This is a genomic window from Nonomuraea sp. NPDC050383 (assembly GCF_044459125.1).
In the GTDB taxonomy this organism is placed as follows: Bacteria; Actinomycetota; Actinomycetes; order Streptosporangiales; family Streptosporangiaceae; genus Nonomuraea.
In genome coordinates this window covers 130,229-147,056 of sequence record NZ_JBITIP010000008.1, presented here as the reverse complement: position 1 = coordinate 147,056, position 16,828 = coordinate 130,229, and the positions used below count along the sequence as shown (strand labels likewise).

Below are 16,828 nucleotides of genomic sequence, written 5' to 3'. Positions count from 1 at the left end.
CGGAGCTTCGGTCATGTCCAGTCCGCTACCCCGAAGCCACCCGCCCTATCGACTCGCTCGGCTGATCCGCGTCCGGACGCCCGTCTGTCCGGTCGAGATCCGGGTCTGCGGCCAGGATGCGGCGGTGGAGCTCCTGGACGGGCCTGCCGGGCTCCAGGCCGTGGTCGGCGATCAGCGTCGCGCGGAGCACGCCGTACGCCGACAACGCCTCCGCCTGGCGGCCCGCGCGGTACAGCGCCAGCATGAGCAGCGCGTGCAGCGGCTCGCGGGCCGGGTACGTCAGGGTGAGCTCCCGCAGCTCCGGGACGGCCGCCGCGGGCCGGCCGAGGTCGACGTCGGTCCGCAGGACCGCCTCGACGGCCAGCAGCCGAGCCTCCTCCAGGCGGCCGGCGTGCGCCCGGACCATCGGCGTGGCGGGGACGTCGGCCAGCGCGGGCCCGCGCCACAGGGTCAGCGCCGCCTCCAGCCGCGCGCGGGCCTGCGTCAGCTGCCGGTCCCGGACGGCACGCCGGCCGTCCGCGAGCAGCCGCTCGAAGCGGGCGGCGTCCGTCTCCTCCGAGGCCACGCTCAGCTCGTACGAGCCCTGCCGCGTGCGCAGGTCGTCGCCGAGCAGCCGGCGCAGCCGCCACACGTACCCCTGGAGCGTCTTGCGCGCGAACTTCGGCTCCGAGCCCTGCCACAGCTCCTCGGCGATCCGGTCCGCCGAGACGGGACGGCCGGCGTTGATCGCGAGGATGGCCAGGACGGCGCGGTGCTTGGGCGCGGTGATGGCCACCGCGCCGTCACCCCGGAGGATCTGCAGCGGGCCGAGCAGGCCGAGACGGACTCCATGGGACGTCGGGGGCAATGACTCCTCCTGAGCTCCTGCTGAAACGGACAGGCCACATCAGTGCTATCGGGCGGAGCGGATCCCGATCTAGACTGCCACGCCGCGCTTGCGCGGACCTTGCGCGCATGGGGCGGCTTCGCCGGGTACTTCGCCGGGTACGAGGGGGCTTGACAGGCTTGACAGGCTTGACGGGTTCGACAGGTGCGACGGGTTCGACGGGATGCCTGGAATTCCGGATCCTCGGGCCCCTGGAGTTCCGGCGCGAGGGCTCTCCCGTGCCGCTGACCGCGCCGAAGCAGCGGGGGCTGCTGGCCGTGCTGCTGATCAGGGCGGGGCGGCCCCTGCCGGCGGAGAGACTGGTCGACGAGCTGTGGGGAGCGGAGCCGCCGCGCAGCGCGGACGGCACGCTGCACTCCCTGCTCTCCCGGCTGCGCGGCAAGGGCCTGAGCGGGCTGGTCAGGGAGCCGGGCGGCTACCGGCTGGAGCTGGACGGGGCGACGCTCGACGCCCGCGTCTTCGAGCGGCAGGCCGTACGGGCGCGCGAGCTGGCCGAGGCAGGACGGCTCGAACGCGCCGCGGGGGTCTTCCGTGAGGCCCTGGGTCTGTGGCGGGCGGAGTCCCTCACCGACGTGCCGGACTCGCCGATCGTGACGGCCGAGCGGGCGCGCCTCGACGGGCTGCGGCCCGCGGTCGTCGAGCAGTACGCCGACGTGCTCGCCCGGCTCGGCCGGCACGCCCAGGCGGCCGGGGAGCTGCGGGGGACGCTGGCCGAGCACCCGCTGCGCGAGTCCCTGTGGGAACGGCTGGTCCTGGCGCTGGACCGGTCGGGACAGTCGGGGGAGGCACTGGCCGCGTACGAGGAGGCGCGCCGCGTGCTCGCCGAGGAGCTGAGGCTGGACCCGGGGCCGGAGCTGCGCCTGCTCCAGCAGACGATCCTCCGGCGCCGCGCCAGGGCCGCCACCGGCGACTCCCGGGCGAGCGGCTCCCAGGACAGCGGCTCCCGGGCGGGCGGCTCCCAGGACGGCGGCTCCCAGGACGGCGGCTCCGGGGCCGGCGGTGAGGGGGACGCCGGGGTGGAGGCCGGCGGGGAGCCCCAGGGGCTGCCGCCCGATCTGGCGTACTTCACCGGCCATCGCGCCGCCCTGCGGGAGCTGACCGCGCTCGCCGAGGGCGAGAACACGACGGCGACCGCGGAGGAGGCCGACCAAGGGTGCTCCCCGGCCGACCTCGGGCGCGAGACCGTGGTCGTGGTCAGCGGCATGCCCGGCGTGGGCAAGTCCGCGCTCGCCGTCCACTGGGCGCACCGGATGGCCGGGCGCTTCCCCGGCGGGCGGCTCTTCATCGACCTGCGCGGACACCGGCCGCGGGAGGCCGTCACGCCCCGGGAGGCGCTGGACCGGTTCGTGCGCGCCCTCGGCATGCCGCCGGAGCGCGTCCCGGCCGGGGAGGACGAGCTCGCCGCCGCCTACCGGTCCTTGCTCGCCGACCGGCGCGTGCTCGTCGTGCTCGACAACGCCCGCGACCCCGCCCAGGTGGAGCCGCTCCTGCCGGGCACCGGCGGCAGCCTGGCACTGGTCACCAGCCGCGGCCGGCTCGCCGGGCTGGCCCTTCGCCACGCGGTGACGACCGTCGAGCTGGACGTCCTGACCGAGCCGCAGGCCGTGGCGCTGCTGGCCGCGGTCGTCGGCCCCCGCGCCGCCGACGATCCGGAGGCCGTGGCCGAGCTGGCCCGTCAGTGCGGGCGGCTGCCGCTGGCTCTGCGGATCGCCGGCGCCCACCTGGCCGGCCACCCCCACCGGCCGATCCGGACCTACCTGGCCGACCTCGCGGAGCGGGGACGGCTCGCCGCGTTGCGCCTCGGCGACGCCCCGGCCGCCGCGGTCATGGCCGCGTTCGACCTGTCGCACGAGGCGCTGGCCGGACCCGACCGGGTCGCGTTCCGCCGCCTCGGGCTGGTCCCCGGCGGCGACTTCACCGCTCCGGCGGCGGCCGCGATGCTCGGCGTCTCCGCCGCCGAGGCCCGTGCCCGGCTGGACGCGCTGCGCGCCGCGAGCCTGCTCCAGTGCCGTCGCGGCCGGCTGAGCGAGGAGCGTTACCGCTTCCATGACCTCCTCCGCGACTACGCCCGTCACCAGGCCGAGACCGAGGACGCCCCCCACACGCGACAGGAGGCGCTACGGCGGCTTCTGGAGTGGTACGTCACGCTCCGCGACCCCCTCGCGCTCGACGAGGAGCACGAGAACGTGCTCGCCGCCACGCGCCACGCCGCGGAGCACGGCCTCGACGCCGCCTGGCGGCTGCCCGCCGCGCTCGCCGAGCCGCTGCGGCTGCGCCACCGCCTGATCGACGCCGCCGAGCTGCACGCCCTGGCCGCCGCCGCCGCGGGGCGGGCGGGAAGGAGCCGCGAGGAGGCCGCCGCCCGCGGTGACCTCGGCACCGTGTTCGAGCATCTGGGCCGCTACCCCGAGGCCCTGGCCGAGCACCGCGGAGCGCTCGAGATCCACCGGCGGCTCGGGGACGCACATGGCGCGGGCGTCGCGCTGCGCAGCATCGGCGCCGTCTCCTGGCTGCTCGGCCGGTACGACGCCGCGCTGGCCGAGCTGGACGAGGCCCGGCGCCTCCTGGAGAGGTCGGGCGACGACGACGCCGTGGGCCGGACGCTCAACCTCACCGGCATCGTGCTGCGGCACCTCGGCCGCCTGGAGGAGGCCGTCGCCTGCTACGAGCGGGCGCTGGCCGTCCACCGTGGCACCGGTGACGTCCACGGCCAGGCGAACACCCTCAACAACCTCGGCGTCGTCCGCAACACCCAGGGCCGGCCCGCCCTGGCGCTGGAGTTGTACCGCGAGGCGCTGGCCCTGCGCCGGGCGGCGGGCAGCCGCAAGGGCGAGGCCCGCGCGCTCAACAACATCGGCCTGGCCGAGGTCGCCCTCGGGCGGCACGCGGCGGCGCTCGGGCACCTGCGGCAGGCGCTGGCCCTGCACCGCGAGACGGGCGACCGCAGGGGCGAGGGGCAGGTGGCCAACGACCTCGCGGGCCTCTACCACCGGCTCGGCCGGGAGGAGGAGGCGCTGGCGCACTACGCCGCGGCTCTGCGCATCCGGGACGGCATCGGAGACCGCAAGGGGCTGGCGGAGACCCACCAGGAGCTGGCCGAGGCTCATGCGGCCCGGGGCGACGCCGAGGCCGCCCGGCACCATCTGGCGACGGCCGAGCGGCTCTTCGACGAGCTGGGCGTGACCGGCTGACCGCACCCCGCCGGTCGGGCGCCGACCGGCTCGACGCATGACCGCACCCCGCCGGTCAGGCGCCGACCGGCTCGACGCATGACCGCATCCTGGCGGTCAGGCGCCGACCGGCTCGATGAGACCGGCCGACAGGAGGCCCGCCAGGCCGGCGCCGAGCCCGGCGTCCGCGTCGGGCCCCGCCGCCTCGCGGTAGCGGGCGCGCAGCGAGGTCAGGTCCCCGCCGTCGCACAGGGCGTACAGCAGCCAGGCGTGGCCGTTGAGCCACTGGAACCGCGGCGTTCCGGGAGAGACGGCCACGAGCTGCCCCTGCTCGGGGATCGGGCACACGTGAACCGGCCGCGCCTGGCGGTAACCGCGCGCCTCCAGCTCCACCTCCGGCCGCACATCCGGCCGCGCCTGGACAGGACGAGAGGGGGCGGGCACGGGCAGGTGGCCCGGCGCGAGGGGAGACACGGCTCCCACCAGCCAGTCGACGAAGCGCCTGCCGTTGTCCGTCAGCCCCTCGCCGTACGCCAGCGCGGCCTGCCGGGCGAGGTAGGCGACCCGTTCGAGGCCGGTGGTGTGCGTGCCCTCCGCCGCGGCAGGGCTGCCGGGCGTGGCCCGGTCGGCGAACGCGGTCGCCGGCGGCGTGCCGTACCGGGACCGGACGGCGGGACTCGCCGCCGCGGCCGCCGCCTGGAACAGCAGCAGGTGGGCGTACACGTGCAGGGCGAACAGGACCCGCGTCAGCGTCCACGGCCGCACGCGCCACGGGATGGGGACCATCTGGTCGGCGTCCGCGACCATGGAGCCGGTGCGGAGCACGTCGAACAGCTTCAGGTGCAGCCCTTCGTGGAACAGCGTCTCGGCCGCCGTCCACGGGTCGTCCAGCCGTTCGGGAGCCAGGAACAGCGCCGAGGGCAGCGGGTCGCCGCCGGAGATCGAGTTGAGCGCGCCGTCGGCCAGCTCGTCGCGGACGAACCCGGTCAGCGAGACGTGCGGCAGCACCCCGGCGCCCGTGCGGGGCAGCAGCTCGCCAAGGAGCGCCGCGGCGCGGGTCAGGGCCGACAGCATGCCGGCGTCGGGGCGGACCCGGCCGCCGGAGCCCTCCTGCGACAGCGTCCCGGCCAGCAGCTCCTCCAGCCGGGCGCTCAGCTTGCGCTCCGGCCCGGAGGACGGGTGGAGGTCCGTCCACACCCACGAGACGGCCCCCGGCCAGGGGCGCACCCTCGGCTCGGACAGGCGCTCGCACGGGCCCACCCCGTCGAGCGTGTCGGCGACGCCGCTCTCCAGGAACCCGGCGAGGGCCCCGGTCCGACCGGCTCCCCGCTCCAGGGCCGTCAGGTCGTTCTCGAACGCGTTGCGCAGCACCGGGTCGTACATCAGGGGCCGCAGCTCGGCGTCCCCGGCCTGCGCCAGCCGCTCCAGCCGGCCGGCGGCGCCCGGATGGTGCCGGGCCAGCACGCCGAGACCGAGGCGGTGACGGGCGAGGTTGCGGGTCTCGATGGCGGCGGCGTCGCCGAACCGGGGGTCGGAGCCGAGCGCCAGGTCGATGCGGGATATCAGGTCGTCGTTCGGTACGGCGTCCACGGGCGTCACCTCGATCTCACCAGGGGGTCTCATGGGGGACCTCGCCGGGCGACCGGCGGCGGGAGTGCCCGCCGCCGGCCGCCCGTCCTCGCGTTACTCGGCGCGGGGGGACGCGAAGGGCGGGTACCAGGCGCGCTCGTGCTGCGCGTCGGTCGTGACGGCCGGCGTCGCGTTCGCGGCCAGCGTGAACTGCGGTACTTCCACGGTCTGAGTCGGCATGCTGTTGGCTCCGTTCTCCTTGATCGCTTGGCGTACTCGAATGTACGGAGCGCCGGTGTGGAGCCGGTGTGGCGGCGATCTCGCCGCAGGAGGAGCACGGAGCGCTCGGACGCGGAGGGCCGGATGAGCGGAGGGTCTGACGGGCGGAGGGTCGGACGGGCGGAGGGTCAGGCGGCCACGGCTCAGGCGAGCTGGACGACGGCGCGCGCCTTGGACAGCACCCTGGCGTCGCCCGAGCGGGCCGTCAGGCCGACGACCACGCGCCGGTCAGCCAGCTTCTCCTCCACCACGCCACTGACCGTGATCGTGGCGCCCTCTTCGTCGTCGGGCACCACCACCATCGAGGAGAACCGCACCCCGTAGTCGACCACCGCCGCCGGATCCCCGGCCCAGTCGGTGACGAAGCGGCCGGCCTGCGCCATGGTGTACATGCCGTGCGCGATGACGTCGGGCAGCCCGACCACCTTGGCGAAGCGCTCGTTCCAGTGGATGGGGTTGTAGTCGCCCGACGCGCCCGCGTACATGACCAGGTTGACCCGCCGCACCGGGTAGTCGACGGCCGGGAGCTCCCGGCCCACCTCGACCTCGTCGTACTTCACCGTCGCGGTCATCAGGCCGCACCTCCCCGCTCGACGATCGTGTTGTACGTGGTGCAGACCGCCTCGCCGGACACGGTGGTGACCTCGCTGCGGATGGTCATCAGCTCGTTGCGGCCGGCGCTGCGGATGTCGGTGATCGTGGAGCTGGTGACCAGCTCGTCGCCCGCGTAGATGGGACGGACGTACTCGAACCGCTGCTCGCCGTGGACGACCATCGCGATGTTCAGGCCGAGCTCGGGGTCCACCAGCGCCTCGCTGCCGCCCTGGAGACTGAACACGATGGGGAACGTCGGCGGTGCGACGACGTCGGGATGGCCGGCCGCCCGCGCGGCCTCCTTGTCCCGGTAGATGGGGTTGCCGTCGCCGATGGCGGCCGCGAACTCCCTGATCTTCACCCGGCTGACCTCGTACGGGGCGCTGGACGTGTACGTGCGCCCGACGAAGTCACGGTTCAAGGCCATCTGTGCTCCTTCGCATCGGCTCCCCCGCATGGGCTGCGCCGTCGAGCCAGACGCTAACAGAACAAGGTTCGGCTGTCGTCGCCGCTTTCCCGGGATTTTGCCGAGGGGATCAGGCCACCGGGCGGAGCGACACCGGTGGGCGAACACGACAAACCGGCGCCTCGATCCGGGGCGCCGGTTGTGTGGTGCGTGTGGCCAGGCAGTGCTGCCGGGCGAGCCGCGCTCGGAAGAGCTAGCGGGTCTCGCGGTGCGCGCGGTGGCAGCGGCAGTTGGGGCAGTACTTCTTCAGCTCAAGCCGATCCGGGTCATTGCGCCGGTTCTTCCGCGTGATGTAGTTGCGGTGCTTGCACTCCTGGCAGGCCAGCGTGATCTTCGGCCTAACGTCGGTGGCAGCCACGTGGGAGTGCCTTTCTACGTTCGGGACTAGGACATGCCCAAGCCCAGGTCGGCGACCTGGGGAGGGGCAGTAGCGGAGGCCGGACTTGAACCGGCGACACAACGATTATGAGCCGTTTGCTCTGCCTGACTGAGCTACTCCGCCTTTGAGCCGGATGAAACGACCCGGCCCGTCGAGGATACCCGACCCGTGAAGCACATATGTACTTCGCCTGATCGGGTGAGTGCTCCCAGTATGCCTCAGGAACACCACTCTGACGAAATCAACGTCAGGGGCCCGTTCCCGCATTCCGGGGAGCGGCCGATCGCTCCGAGCGGGGCTGGAGGGGCGGCGGGCTCACTGGCCGCGCGGAGTGCGCGTCAGCGTAGCAGCGGGGCCCCGGCCGCGCGACCTCTTCCCGCCCTTCCATGGACCGGTGATCAGTGGTCGGTGCGCGGGGCTGGAAAAGGCGGCACAACGAGAAACGCCCGACTCCGCGTTCCTGCGGGTCGGGCGTACTGTCTGCTCGTGTTGCGAGCCCCCAAACGGAATCGAACCGTTGACCTTCTCCTTACCATGGAGACGCTCTGCCGACTGAGCTATAGGGGCCTGTCCGGCGCTGCGGACAGGTGTAACCATACACGGCCCTCAGCGATGATGCGAACTCGTCGAGGCCGCGCAGGTCGCGCTAGCCGACGGCCTCGAAGCCCCGCCGTGGCCGCAGGCTGACGACCTCGCAGAGATCGGCCAGGTCGACGAACGCGGCCACCTCGGCGACGGAGAAGCAGTCGGCGACGACCTGCCCCTGACGGCACACCCGCAGCACCTGCCGCCCGTCGCGCAGCCCCGGAACGATCTCATAGCCGTCGGGCCCGACCCATCGCCTGTCCATAGCGGCACAGATTAGCCCTCCGGTCTCTCATTTTTCGGCAGGCGACTGTCGTTACACCCCTACCAAGAAGGTCCGGACGGCGTCAGAGCCGGTAGAAGCCGGCGAAGTCCTTGAGCCGGGAGATGCGGTCCACGCGGACGAACGCCCCCGTCTCGGGCGCGTTGATCATCTTTCCGTCGCCCAGATAGATCCCGACATGGTGGGTGTCGAGGCCCTTCCGCGTGGCCCTGCCGAAGAAGACGAGGTCCCCGGGCGCGGCCGAGCCGACCCGGCGCATCCGGCGCACCTGGTCGTTGGTGGTACCCGGCCCCAGCACGTCCTCGCCGTGCGCCTGCGCGTACACCCATCGGGCGAACCCCGAGCAGTCCAGCCCGCGCGTCCGCTCCGCCGGGCACGGCAGGATGCTCCCCCGGTAACCGGCGCACGTGCCCTTCGACGGACCCGGCTCGGCGCCGTGGCCGCCGCCCCACGAGTAGGCGATGCGCTGCCCCTCGATCCGGAGCGCGATCCGCACGATCTCGGGCTGCACGTACGGCATGAGCGGCACGGACGCGGTCGCGGTCAGCAGGAGGAGCGCCGTCACGAGCGCGAGCCGCCGCCTCACCGACACCCAGGGCTCCCTCCGGTCACAAAGGTCTGCTCTGGACAGATACTGCCTTATCAGCTCACGAGGCGCTCAGCGTGAGCCGTACGGACCCGACCTCGAACCGCAGTCCGACAGTGCCCTTGGCCGACCGGGGCCTGGTGGTGAAGGTCAGCGTGGCCTTCTGCCCCCGCCGCAGCTCGGCGATCTCGCAGCGCACCGCCGTGCCGCTGAACGAGCAGCCGGGCGCCGCCACGACGCGCTGCCCGCCGTACGCGCGGCCGGAGACCTTGATGCGCGTCACCGGGTGCGGCCCCGTGTTGGACACCGTGACCGTGTAGTGCCTCCTGTCCCTGGCCGCTCCCGCGACCGTGATCTCGGCCGGCGGGTTGGCCAGGTCGTCCAGCTCGTCCTGGGCGCCGTTGAAGGAGTTCTGCCCGCCCGGCAGCGTCCCCTTCTCGGCCGACTGCCAGAACGTGTGCCGCTTCCACCCCTTGGGCAGCTCGCCCGGGTCGGCCCCCCAGCGCGCCAGCCACAGCGGGTTGGCCCTGAACGCGGCGGAGTCGCCCGTGCAGGTCCGCCACCAGCTCACGGTCGTGTAGATGATCGCCCGGCGGCCGGTCTCCTGCAGGTACCTCCCCGTGAACCCCTTGATCCAGGTCACCATGTCGGCGGGCGACAGGCCGTAGCAGGAGTTCTTGCCGTTGCGGTCCTTGTACGGGTTGTCCTCCAGGTCCAGCACGCCGGGCAGCGTCCACCCGTCGGACCTCCAGGCGCCGCCGTTGAGCAGGAAGAAGGCCGCCTGCGTCGCGCCGTCGGACTCGTGCGGCTGGGCGAAGTGGTACGCGCCGCGGGCCAGGCCGGCCGCCGCGGCGCCGTCGTACTGCGCGTCGAAGCGCGGGTTGCGGTAGTCGACGCCCTCGGTGGCCTGGACGAAGGCGAACTTCCCGCCGCCGGACACGACGGTGCTCCAGTCGACCTCGCCGGTCCAGTTGCTCACGTCCACCCCGGCGATCGCGCCGTCCGCCGCGGCGGCGGCGCCGCCGGACGCGCTCAGGGCGCCGGCCATCACGGCCGCGAGCGCGGCCCCCAACAGACGATTCACGCCGGTGATCATCGTGGAGCCCGTACGGGCCCGCAAGGCGATTCAGTTCACCGTTATCAAAGCGCTTTCTCCAAAAAATGTCCTTATTTCTAGAAATCGCAGCTCAATGACCGAAAAGACCTCATACCGAGTACGTGCTCACGCCATCATCTCCGCAGGTCAGCGCCGTACATGAACATGCGTTTCACGTTTGCCGGAAAGGGACATGCGGCCGCAAGATGTCCTGGATTCCCCAGACCGACCCCGCCCGGGGTCTCCCCGCCATGCTCAGAGGAGCCACAGCATGATCCATACCCGGGGACTGACCCGAGACTTCACGGTGAAGAAGGAGACCGTCCACGCCGTACGCGGCATCGACCTCGACGTGGAGGCCGGCCGGCTGGTCGCCTTCCTCGGCCCGAACGGCGCCGGCAAGTCCACGACGCTGCGCATGCTCACGACCCTGCTGCCCCCGACCTCCGGCACCGCCGTCGTCGCCGGCCACGACGTCGTCCGCGACCCCGGCCGGGTGCGCGCCCACATCGGGTACGTCGGCCAGAAGAGCAGCGCCGGCGAGAACTTCCAGGTCCGCGACGAGCTGGTCAGCCAGGGCCGCTTCTACGGCATGACCACCGCGACAGCGGCCGGGCGCGCCGACGAGCTGCTGGACCTGCTCGGCCTGCGCGCCCTGGCCCGCCGCCGGCCGGGCACGCTGTCCGGCGGCCAGCGCCGCCGCCTCGACATCGCCCTGGGGCTCGTCCACCGGCCCTCCCTGCTCTTCCTGGACGAGCCGTCCACCGGTCTCGACCCCAAGAGCCGCGCCGACATCTGGGAGCACATCCTGCGGGTGCGCGAGGCGTACGGCATGACCCTGTTCCTGACGACGCACTACCTGGAGGAGGCCGACACCATGGCCGAGCGGGTGGTGATCGTGGACGGCGGCCGGATCATCGCCGACGGCACGGCCGAGCGGCTGAAGAACGACCTCACCGGCGACCACATCACGATCACGACCCGGACCGAGGGCGAGGCGGCGGCGGCCGCGGTCGTCGCCCGCACGATGGCCGCACCCGGGACCTCGGGCGACGCTGTCACCGTGGACGGCACGACCGTGCGCCTGCGCGTCCCCGGAGCTCCCACCGCCCTGCCCGTCTACCTGCGCGCGCTGGAGGAGGCGGGCGTCAAGGCCGTCACCGCCGAGACCGGCCGCCCCACCCTCGACGACGTGTTCCTCACTCTCACCGGGAGAAGCCTCACCGATGAAGACCTTCCTGCGTGACACCGCCATCGTCTTCGGCCGCGAGGTCACCCCGGCGCTCCGGCAGCCGGCCGGGCTCCTGCTGGAGATGGGCCAGCCGCTGCTGTTCCTGTTCCTGTACGGGGCACTGCTGGACGGGGCGGTCGGGTCGTCCTGGCAGTGGTTCGTGCCGGGCATCCTCGTGATGATGTGCCTGACCGGGCCGATGGCCTCCGGCTACACGATGCTGGTGGAGCTGATCGGCGGCTCGCTGGAGCGCCTCCTGGTCACCCCGCTCAACCGCACGGCCATGCTCGTCGGCAGGACGATGAAGGTCACCGTGGTCCTGCTCTGCCAGGCCCTGCTCATCGTCGTCCTGGCGCTCCCGCTCGGGTTCCGGCTCCACCCCACGGGGGCGCCGGCCGGGATCGCGATGCTGCTGCTGTTCGCCACGGGGCTGGGCTCGCTGTCGTACACGCTGGCCATCAGGTCGGCGCCCGACGGCACCCTGTTCTACCTGGTCACCCAGGCGTTGTTGTTCCCGCTGATGCTGCTGTCCGGGGTGTTCCTGCCCATGAGCGGAGGGCCGTCCTGGCTGCGGGCGGTGGGCGAGGTCAATCCCGTCACGCACGTCGTGGACGCGCAGCGCGCCCTCTTCTCCGGCGACCTCACCCACCCCTCGGTCCTGTACGGCACGGCGGCCGCGGCGCTGGTGGCCGTCCTCGGCCTCGTCGCCGGCAACCGGGCCCTGCGCAAGGGCGTCTGAGACCCTGGGCGGCAGGCGTCACGGCCGGCCGCCAGGTGTCACGGGCCGATGGCCGTTCGTCAGGGGCTGACCGCCAGGAAGAGGAACGCGGCGAACAGCCCGAGGTGCACCCCGCTCTGCAGCAGCGTGGCGCGCCCCGGGACGACGGTGAGCGTGGAGACGGCCACGGTCAGCGCCAGCAGCACCAAGTGCGTGCCGCCCAGGCCGAGGAGCAGGGGCCCCTTCAGCCAGATGGACATGACCGCGATGGCCGGGATCGTCAGGCCGATGCTGGCCATCGCGGAGCCCAGCGCCAGGTTCAGGCTGATCTGGATCTGACCGCGCCGGGCCGCCCTGACCGCGGCGATCGTCTCGGGCAGCAGCACGAGCAGCGCGATCACCACGCCGACGACGGCCTGGGGCAGCCCGGCGTTCGCCACGGCCAGCTCGATGACCGGCGACTCCACCTTGGCCAGGCCGACGACGGACACGAGGGCCACCAGCAGCAGCCCGAGGCTGGCCAGCGCCGTGCGCCCGGACGGCCGCGGCGCGTGCTCCACCTCCGTGACCTCCGCCTTCCCCTCCCTGGTCTCCGTGGTGACCGGGAGGAAGTAGTCGCGGTGCCGTACGGTCTGCGTGAGCACGAACAGCCCGTACATCGCCAGCGACACCACCGCCGCGAACGCGAGCTGGGCCGAGGAGAACGCGGGCCCGCGCGCGCTGGTCGTGAACGACGGCAGGACCAGGCTGAGCGTGCTCAGCGTGGCGACCGTGGCCAGCGCCCCGCCGGTCCCTTCGGCGTTGAACACCGCGACGCGCCGCCGCAACGTGCCGGCCAGCAGGGACAGCCCCACGATGCCGTTACACGTGATCATCACGGCGGCGAACACGGTGTCGCGGGCGAGCGACGCCGTCTTCTCCCCTCCGGAGAGCATCAGGCTGACGATCAGCGCCACCTCGATCACCGTGACAGCCACCGCCAGGACCAGCGAGCCGAACGGCTCGCCGACCCGGTGCGCGATCACCTCGGCGTGGTGAACGGCGGCCAGCACGGCTCCGGCCAGGACGATGGCCAGCAGGACTGCCCAGGCCATGGGCAGGCTGCGTCCCCAGCCGAGCGCCAGCGAGAGCACCGCCAACGCCGGAACTGCTACGGTCCACCACTTCGCGATGTGACGACGCATATAGGCTGTAACGCCCTTTCTTTCGCAGTAACAACGACAATCACTTCCATCATGCCCGTTTCATGCGAAATGTCGCGCAGTGTGACGCAAGGGAGGATCGGCGCCCCAGGGTGCCCGCCGGTGGAGAATGAGCCAATGACCCGTGTCCTCGCCACCATCACCGTGCCGTGGATCCCCGCGCCCCACCGCCTGGAGGTCGCGCTGACCCGGAGCCTGCCGCCGGTGGAGCAGACCACCTCCGCCTTCGCGTTCGTCCTCGACGGCGCGGGCCGCACGCTGCTGACCCGCGTCGGCCGCGAGGGGCGCGGCTGGGACATCCCGGGCGGCCACCTCGACCCGGGCGAGCGGGCCGCCGAGGCCGCCTCCCGCGAACTGGCCGAGGAGACGGGCCTGGCGCTGCCGCCGGAGCGGCTGTCGGTGTTCGCCTGGCAGCGCATAGAGCTGACCGGCCCGCCTCCGGCCGGCTACCGCTACGCGCCGCTGACGTACATGGTGATGTTCGAGGCCCGGCTCGCCGAGCCTGGGCCGCCCACCGCGCCGCCTCCCGGGTCGGAGAGCACGGGGGCGGAGTGGCTGGCGCCCGAGGAGGTCGAACGGCGCTGCGCCGGCCAGGTGTGGCTCACCGCCCACCGCGCCCTCCTCGGCTGACCGGCCACCCCCCCCGGACCGGCCGCACGGAAAAGGGTGCCGGCCGGTGAACCGGCCAGCACCCTTCGCGTCGTTCTCAGCCGCTATCCGCAGTGCTCGAAACCGCTCTCGTAGGTGGACGAGCCCGCCTTGCCTCCCCACTTGACGCACTTGTCGGCCGCCGCCGCGATGACCGGCCCCGCGTAGTACGAGAAGTTGCCGCTGTCGGTGACCCGGGTCTTGCCCTGCACCTCCAGGAAGGCGCTGGTGGCCGTGGCCTGGCCGAGGGAGGACGTCTTGAGCGTGGCCACGCAGTTGTTGCCGCTGGTGGAGTTGTAGAGCAGGTAGACGTTGCCCGCCGTCCCGAGGGGCGCGGAGTCGATCACCTTGTAGCCGGTGCCGCAGACCGACTCGGGCGTGTGCGGGTTCGTGGCCCCGCCGCCGTTGGTGACGTACCGCATGTACGTCGTCCAGTTCCAGTTAGGACCCGGGTCGGTGTGGTCGGCGGTGGGGACCTCGCTGTGCCCGATGATGTGGGTGCGGTCCTTCGGGATGCCGTAGCGGTCGGCGATGCTGCGCGTCAGCGCGGCCGAGGAGCGGTACATCGCATCGGTGAACCAGGACGCGTTGTCCACGTAGCCCTCGTGCTCGATGCCGACCGACCGGCGGTTGTAGTCGCCGGCGTGGAAGGCCCGGTCCTTCTCCCTGACCATCTGCGTGATGGCGCCGTCGGAGGAGCGGACGACGTAGTGCGCGGAGGTCGGGTTCGGCCGGGGCCCGGTCTGGAACCATGAGATCGTCCCGGCGTACGAGCCCTGCGTCACGTGGATGACGATCCGGTCGATCGCGTCGCTGTTGGGCCGGTCGGACACGGCGTAGTTGGAGCTGTGGGCGGCCGCCCAGGTGGCCCCCGGGTAGTCCACGGCCGCCGCGGCGAGCGTGGAGTCCTGCTCGCCCAGCTTCTGGACCTTGGCGTACGTGCCCCGGTCGGGCTCCACACCGCGCGCCGCCACCTTCACGGTCTCGCCGGCGGGGGTGGTGGCGCTGACGCCGTCGCCCATGATCTCGTACACGGTGTCCGCGTACAGCCGGGCGACCTCGGGCGAGGCGGAGTTGCCGTACCTGGCCACCGCGGAGTACCACTTCGCGGGGTCCTTGCGCGCGGCGGCGCCCAGCCCCAGCTCGTCGGCGTAGGCGCGCAGCACGGCGGCGCCGCCCGTGATGTTGGCCGCGGTGTCGGACTTGAGGGCGGACACGGACTGCTTGGTCAGCGTGGCGGCCCGCTCCAGCGAGTGCACCTTGGGGTTGCTGACCAGGTGCATCACGCCGTAGCCGCCGGAGGAGCTGGGCTTGCCGTCGTGCCCGTCGAGGTGGGTCTCGGCGTACGCGACGGACACCAGCAGATCGCGCGGCACCTCGTACGCGGAGGAGGCCCGCGCGAAGGCGTCGGCGACGGGATCGGCGCTCGCGGCGCCGGCCGGTTGCCCCGTGAGAAGCGAGAGGGGGATGATCGCGCCCGCTAACAGCGCGGCTGGACGGCGGAGTCGAGCCTTCAACGTGTGTCTCCTCAACGTGACGTCGGGGCCTCGCACGGACGCCGAGGACGTACCTCGGCGGGCGCCGTGTTCACCGAGCCCCCGAAACGCTCCTGCTAGCGGACAAGCGTGATGGGAGCGCGCACAGAAAACGTCCAGAAATCGCGGACGGGGATGCCTCAGGCGCGCCGGCGACGCCCCCGCGGACCCTCGGAAGAGAATGTCAGCCCTCTCCCATACCGTTGACCTCGGCCTTGTCCTGGCGCGTGCCCACCCGGCACGCCGTAGGGGCGGAGCCCGACCAACGATCATCCGACCGCCATCACGCAGGGAAGGCACGATCTTGAGCACAGTCACCTCGCAGGACGGCACGGTCATCGACTACGACCGCCACGGTGACGGGCCCGCCATCGTCTTCGTCGGCGGGGCCACCCAGTACCGCGGCATCGACCCGAGCACCGGGCAGGTCGCGCGGCGGCTCGGCGCCGAGGGCTTCACGGCGATCGACTACGACCGGCGCGGACGCGGCCGATCCGGCGACACCGCGCCGTGGGCGCTGGAGCGAGAGGTCGAGGACGTCGCCGCGCTGATCGAGGCAGCCGGGGGCACCGCGACCCTCTACAGCAGCTCGTCGGGCGCGACCGTGGCCCTGGCCGCCGCGACCGCCGGCGTCGGGGTCACCGCGCTGGCGCTCTACGAGCCGCCGCTGTTCGCCGGCGCCGACCATGCCGAGCATCTGGACACGCTGCGCTCCTTGCTGGCCGCCGGCAAGAACGACGAGGCGATGCGCTACAACCTGACCGCGGTGATCGGCGTCCCGTCCGAGGCCGTCGACGGGATGGCCCAGTCACCCGGATGGGCGGACATGGTCGCCGTCGCCCCGACGCTCGCCTACGACCTCGCGGCCGTCCACGACATCAACGTCGACCCGGACTGGACCGGCCGCTGGTCCTCGATCACCGTGCCCACCATCGTGTACTCGGGCGACCAGACCTTCCCCGGCATGCCGGAGGCCGCCGACGCGGTGGCGGCAGCCCTCCCCCACGCCGGCCGACGCATCCTCCCGGGCCAGGGCCACGGCCCCACCCCGGAGGCCATCGTCCCGGTCCTCCTGGACTTCCTCCGCTGAGCGGCCCACTCCGGCGCGCGGATCTCCGGCAGCGGACGGGCCTGTCCACGTGCCGGTCTACGCTGGCCGGTCAGAGACACCGTCGTCATTTGGAGGTTCCGTGCCCTTCCAGAGGCCGCTGCCGAAGCGAGCGATCGGCCGCTTCAACTCCTGTGTCATGACGTTGCGCGCCTCTCCTCGATGGGGCCGGCTGGTCAGCGGGCACCTCACGGTCGTCACCTACACCGGACGCCGCTCGGGACGTACCTTCAGCACACCGGTCGCCTTCCGGCGCGCGGCCGACACCGTGACGATCGGCGTTCAACTCCCCGACGCCAAGGTGTGGTGGCGCAACTTCCTGGACGAGGGTGGTCCGATATCGCTGGAGTTGGAGGGGATCGACCGCACCGGGCATGCGGTGGCCCGACGTGACGAGGCGGGCCGCGTGACCGTCACCGTCCGCCTGGACCCCTGACGAACAGGGAAGGCCGCGTCCTCGCGGGCGATGCGGGGACGCGGCCTTCCGGATCGG

General features: G+C 72.8%; 17 protein-coding genes and 2 tRNA genes. 6 read left to right on the top strand and 13 right to left on the bottom strand.

The features are described 5' to 3' along the window. Positions 1 to 25: 25 nt before the first annotated feature. On the bottom strand, positions 26 to 847 hold the full coding sequence (locus tag ACIBG4_RS21335; protein ID WP_397203259.1) for a BTAD domain-containing putative transcriptional regulator: 822 nt from the start codon (positions 845 to 847) through the stop codon (positions 26 to 28). A 167-nt stretch (positions 848 to 1,014) separates the two neighbouring features. Between ACIBG4_RS21335 and ACIBG4_RS21330 the strand changes: the two genes are divergently transcribed. Continuing rightward, entirely contained in the window at positions 1,015 to 4,077 is a 3,063-nt protein-coding gene (locus ACIBG4_RS21330; protein ID WP_397203258.1) for an AfsR/SARP family transcriptional regulator, read from the top strand. Positions 4,078 to 4,173: 96 nt separating this feature from the next. On the opposite strand, the gene ACIBG4_RS21325 is transcribed toward ACIBG4_RS21330, so the two are convergent. The 10 genes from ACIBG4_RS21325 to ACIBG4_RS21280 form a co-directional block, all read right to left on the bottom strand. Next, complete coding sequence (locus ACIBG4_RS21325; protein ID WP_397203257.1) at positions 4,174 to 5,679, bottom strand: aKG-HExxH-type peptide beta-hydroxylase; 1,506 nt, start codon at positions 5,677 to 5,679, stop codon at positions 4,174 to 4,176. Positions 5,680 to 5,739: 60 nt separating this feature from the next. Further along, entirely contained in the window at positions 5,740 to 5,865 is a 126-nt protein-coding gene (locus tag ACIBG4_RS21320) for a hypothetical protein (protein ID WP_310707057.1), read from the bottom strand. A 182-nt stretch (positions 5,866 to 6,047) separates the two neighbouring features. Then, positions 6,048 to 6,476 (bottom strand): MaoC family dehydratase, encoded by a 429-nt coding sequence (locus tag ACIBG4_RS21315; RefSeq protein WP_397203256.1) that lies wholly within the window; start codon positions 6,474 to 6,476, stop codon positions 6,048 to 6,050. Continuing rightward, positions 6,476 to 6,925, bottom strand: a complete 450-nt coding sequence (locus ACIBG4_RS21310) for a MaoC family dehydratase N-terminal domain-containing protein (protein ID WP_397203255.1) — start codon at positions 6,923 to 6,925, stop codon at positions 6,476 to 6,478. Before ACIBG4_RS21310 ends, ACIBG4_RS21315 begins: the two co-directional genes overlap by 1 nt. Positions 6,926 to 7,157: 232 nt before the next feature. Then, positions 7,158 to 7,322 carry a 50S ribosomal protein L33 gene (gene rpmG / locus ACIBG4_RS21305; RefSeq protein WP_019632658.1) on the bottom strand — a complete coding sequence of 55 codons (165 nt, stop codon included), beginning with the start codon at positions 7,320 to 7,322 and terminating at the stop codon, positions 7,158 to 7,160. Between the two features lie 70 nt (positions 7,323 to 7,392). Beyond that, positions 7,393 to 7,466 (bottom strand) — tRNA-Met (locus tag ACIBG4_RS21300). Positions 7,467 to 7,837: 371 nt separating this feature from the next. Beyond that, positions 7,838 to 7,910 (bottom strand) — tRNA-Thr (locus ACIBG4_RS21295). 79 nt (positions 7,911 to 7,989) lie between these two features. Further along, a complete protein-coding gene (locus ACIBG4_RS21290; RefSeq protein WP_397203254.1) occupies positions 7,990 to 8,193 on the bottom strand; it encodes a transposase in 204 nt (67 codons plus the stop codon). 82 nt (positions 8,194 to 8,275) lie between these two features. After that, positions 8,276 to 8,803 (bottom strand): C40 family peptidase, encoded by a 528-nt coding sequence (locus ACIBG4_RS21285; RefSeq protein ID WP_397203253.1) that lies wholly within the window; start codon positions 8,801 to 8,803, stop codon positions 8,276 to 8,278. A 55-nt stretch (positions 8,804 to 8,858) separates the two neighbouring features. Next, positions 8,859 to 9,881: a GH25 family lysozyme gene (locus ACIBG4_RS21280; protein ID WP_397203252.1), complete on the bottom strand. Its 1,023-nt coding sequence runs from the start codon at positions 9,879 to 9,881 to the stop codon at positions 8,859 to 8,861. A 283-nt stretch (positions 9,882 to 10,164) separates the two neighbouring features. Between ACIBG4_RS21280 and ACIBG4_RS21275 the strand changes: the two genes are divergently transcribed. After that, positions 10,165 to 11,139, top strand: a complete 975-nt coding sequence (locus ACIBG4_RS21275) for an ATP-binding cassette domain-containing protein (protein ID WP_397203251.1) — start codon at positions 10,165 to 10,167, stop codon at positions 11,137 to 11,139. Next, the gene (locus tag ACIBG4_RS21270; protein WP_397203250.1) at positions 11,120 to 11,863 is read left to right on the top strand and encodes an ABC transporter permease; all 744 of its coding nucleotides are present in this window, start codon (positions 11,120 to 11,122) and stop codon (positions 11,861 to 11,863) included. The genes ACIBG4_RS21275 and ACIBG4_RS21270 overlap by 20 nt, the downstream gene beginning before the upstream one ends. A 59-nt stretch (positions 11,864 to 11,922) precedes the next feature. Here the strand turns inward: ACIBG4_RS21270 and ACIBG4_RS21265 are convergent, their stop codons facing one another. Next, positions 11,923 to 12,975 (bottom strand): calcium:proton antiporter, encoded by a 1,053-nt coding sequence (locus ACIBG4_RS21265; RefSeq protein WP_397203457.1) that lies wholly within the window; start codon positions 12,973 to 12,975, stop codon positions 11,923 to 11,925. Between the two features lie 186 nt (positions 12,976 to 13,161). Here ACIBG4_RS21265 and ACIBG4_RS21260 point away from each other — a divergent pair, with 186 nt between their 5' ends. Further along, a complete protein-coding gene (locus ACIBG4_RS21260; RefSeq protein ID WP_397203249.1) occupies positions 13,162 to 13,674 on the top strand; it encodes an NUDIX domain-containing protein in 513 nt (170 codons plus the stop codon). Between the two features lie 83 nt (positions 13,675 to 13,757). On the opposite strand, the gene ACIBG4_RS21255 is transcribed toward ACIBG4_RS21260, so the two are convergent. Further along, positions 13,758 to 15,209 carry an N-acetylmuramoyl-L-alanine amidase gene (locus ACIBG4_RS21255; RefSeq protein WP_397203248.1) on the bottom strand — a complete coding sequence of 484 codons (1,452 nt, stop codon included), beginning with the start codon at positions 15,207 to 15,209 and terminating at the stop codon, positions 13,758 to 13,760. A gap of 322 nt (positions 15,210 to 15,531) precedes the next feature. Between ACIBG4_RS21255 and ACIBG4_RS21250 the strand changes: the two genes are divergently transcribed. Together ACIBG4_RS21250 and ACIBG4_RS21245 are read left to right on the top strand one after the other, a co-directional pair. After that, entirely contained in the window at positions 15,532 to 16,317 is a 786-nt protein-coding gene (locus ACIBG4_RS21250) for an alpha/beta fold hydrolase (protein ID WP_397203247.1), read from the top strand. 100 nt (positions 16,318 to 16,417) lie between these two features. After that, complete coding sequence (locus ACIBG4_RS21245) at positions 16,418 to 16,771, top strand: hypothetical protein (RefSeq protein WP_397203246.1); 354 nt, start codon at positions 16,418 to 16,420, stop codon at positions 16,769 to 16,771. The last annotated feature ends 57 nt before the right edge of the window (positions 16,772 to 16,828 follow it).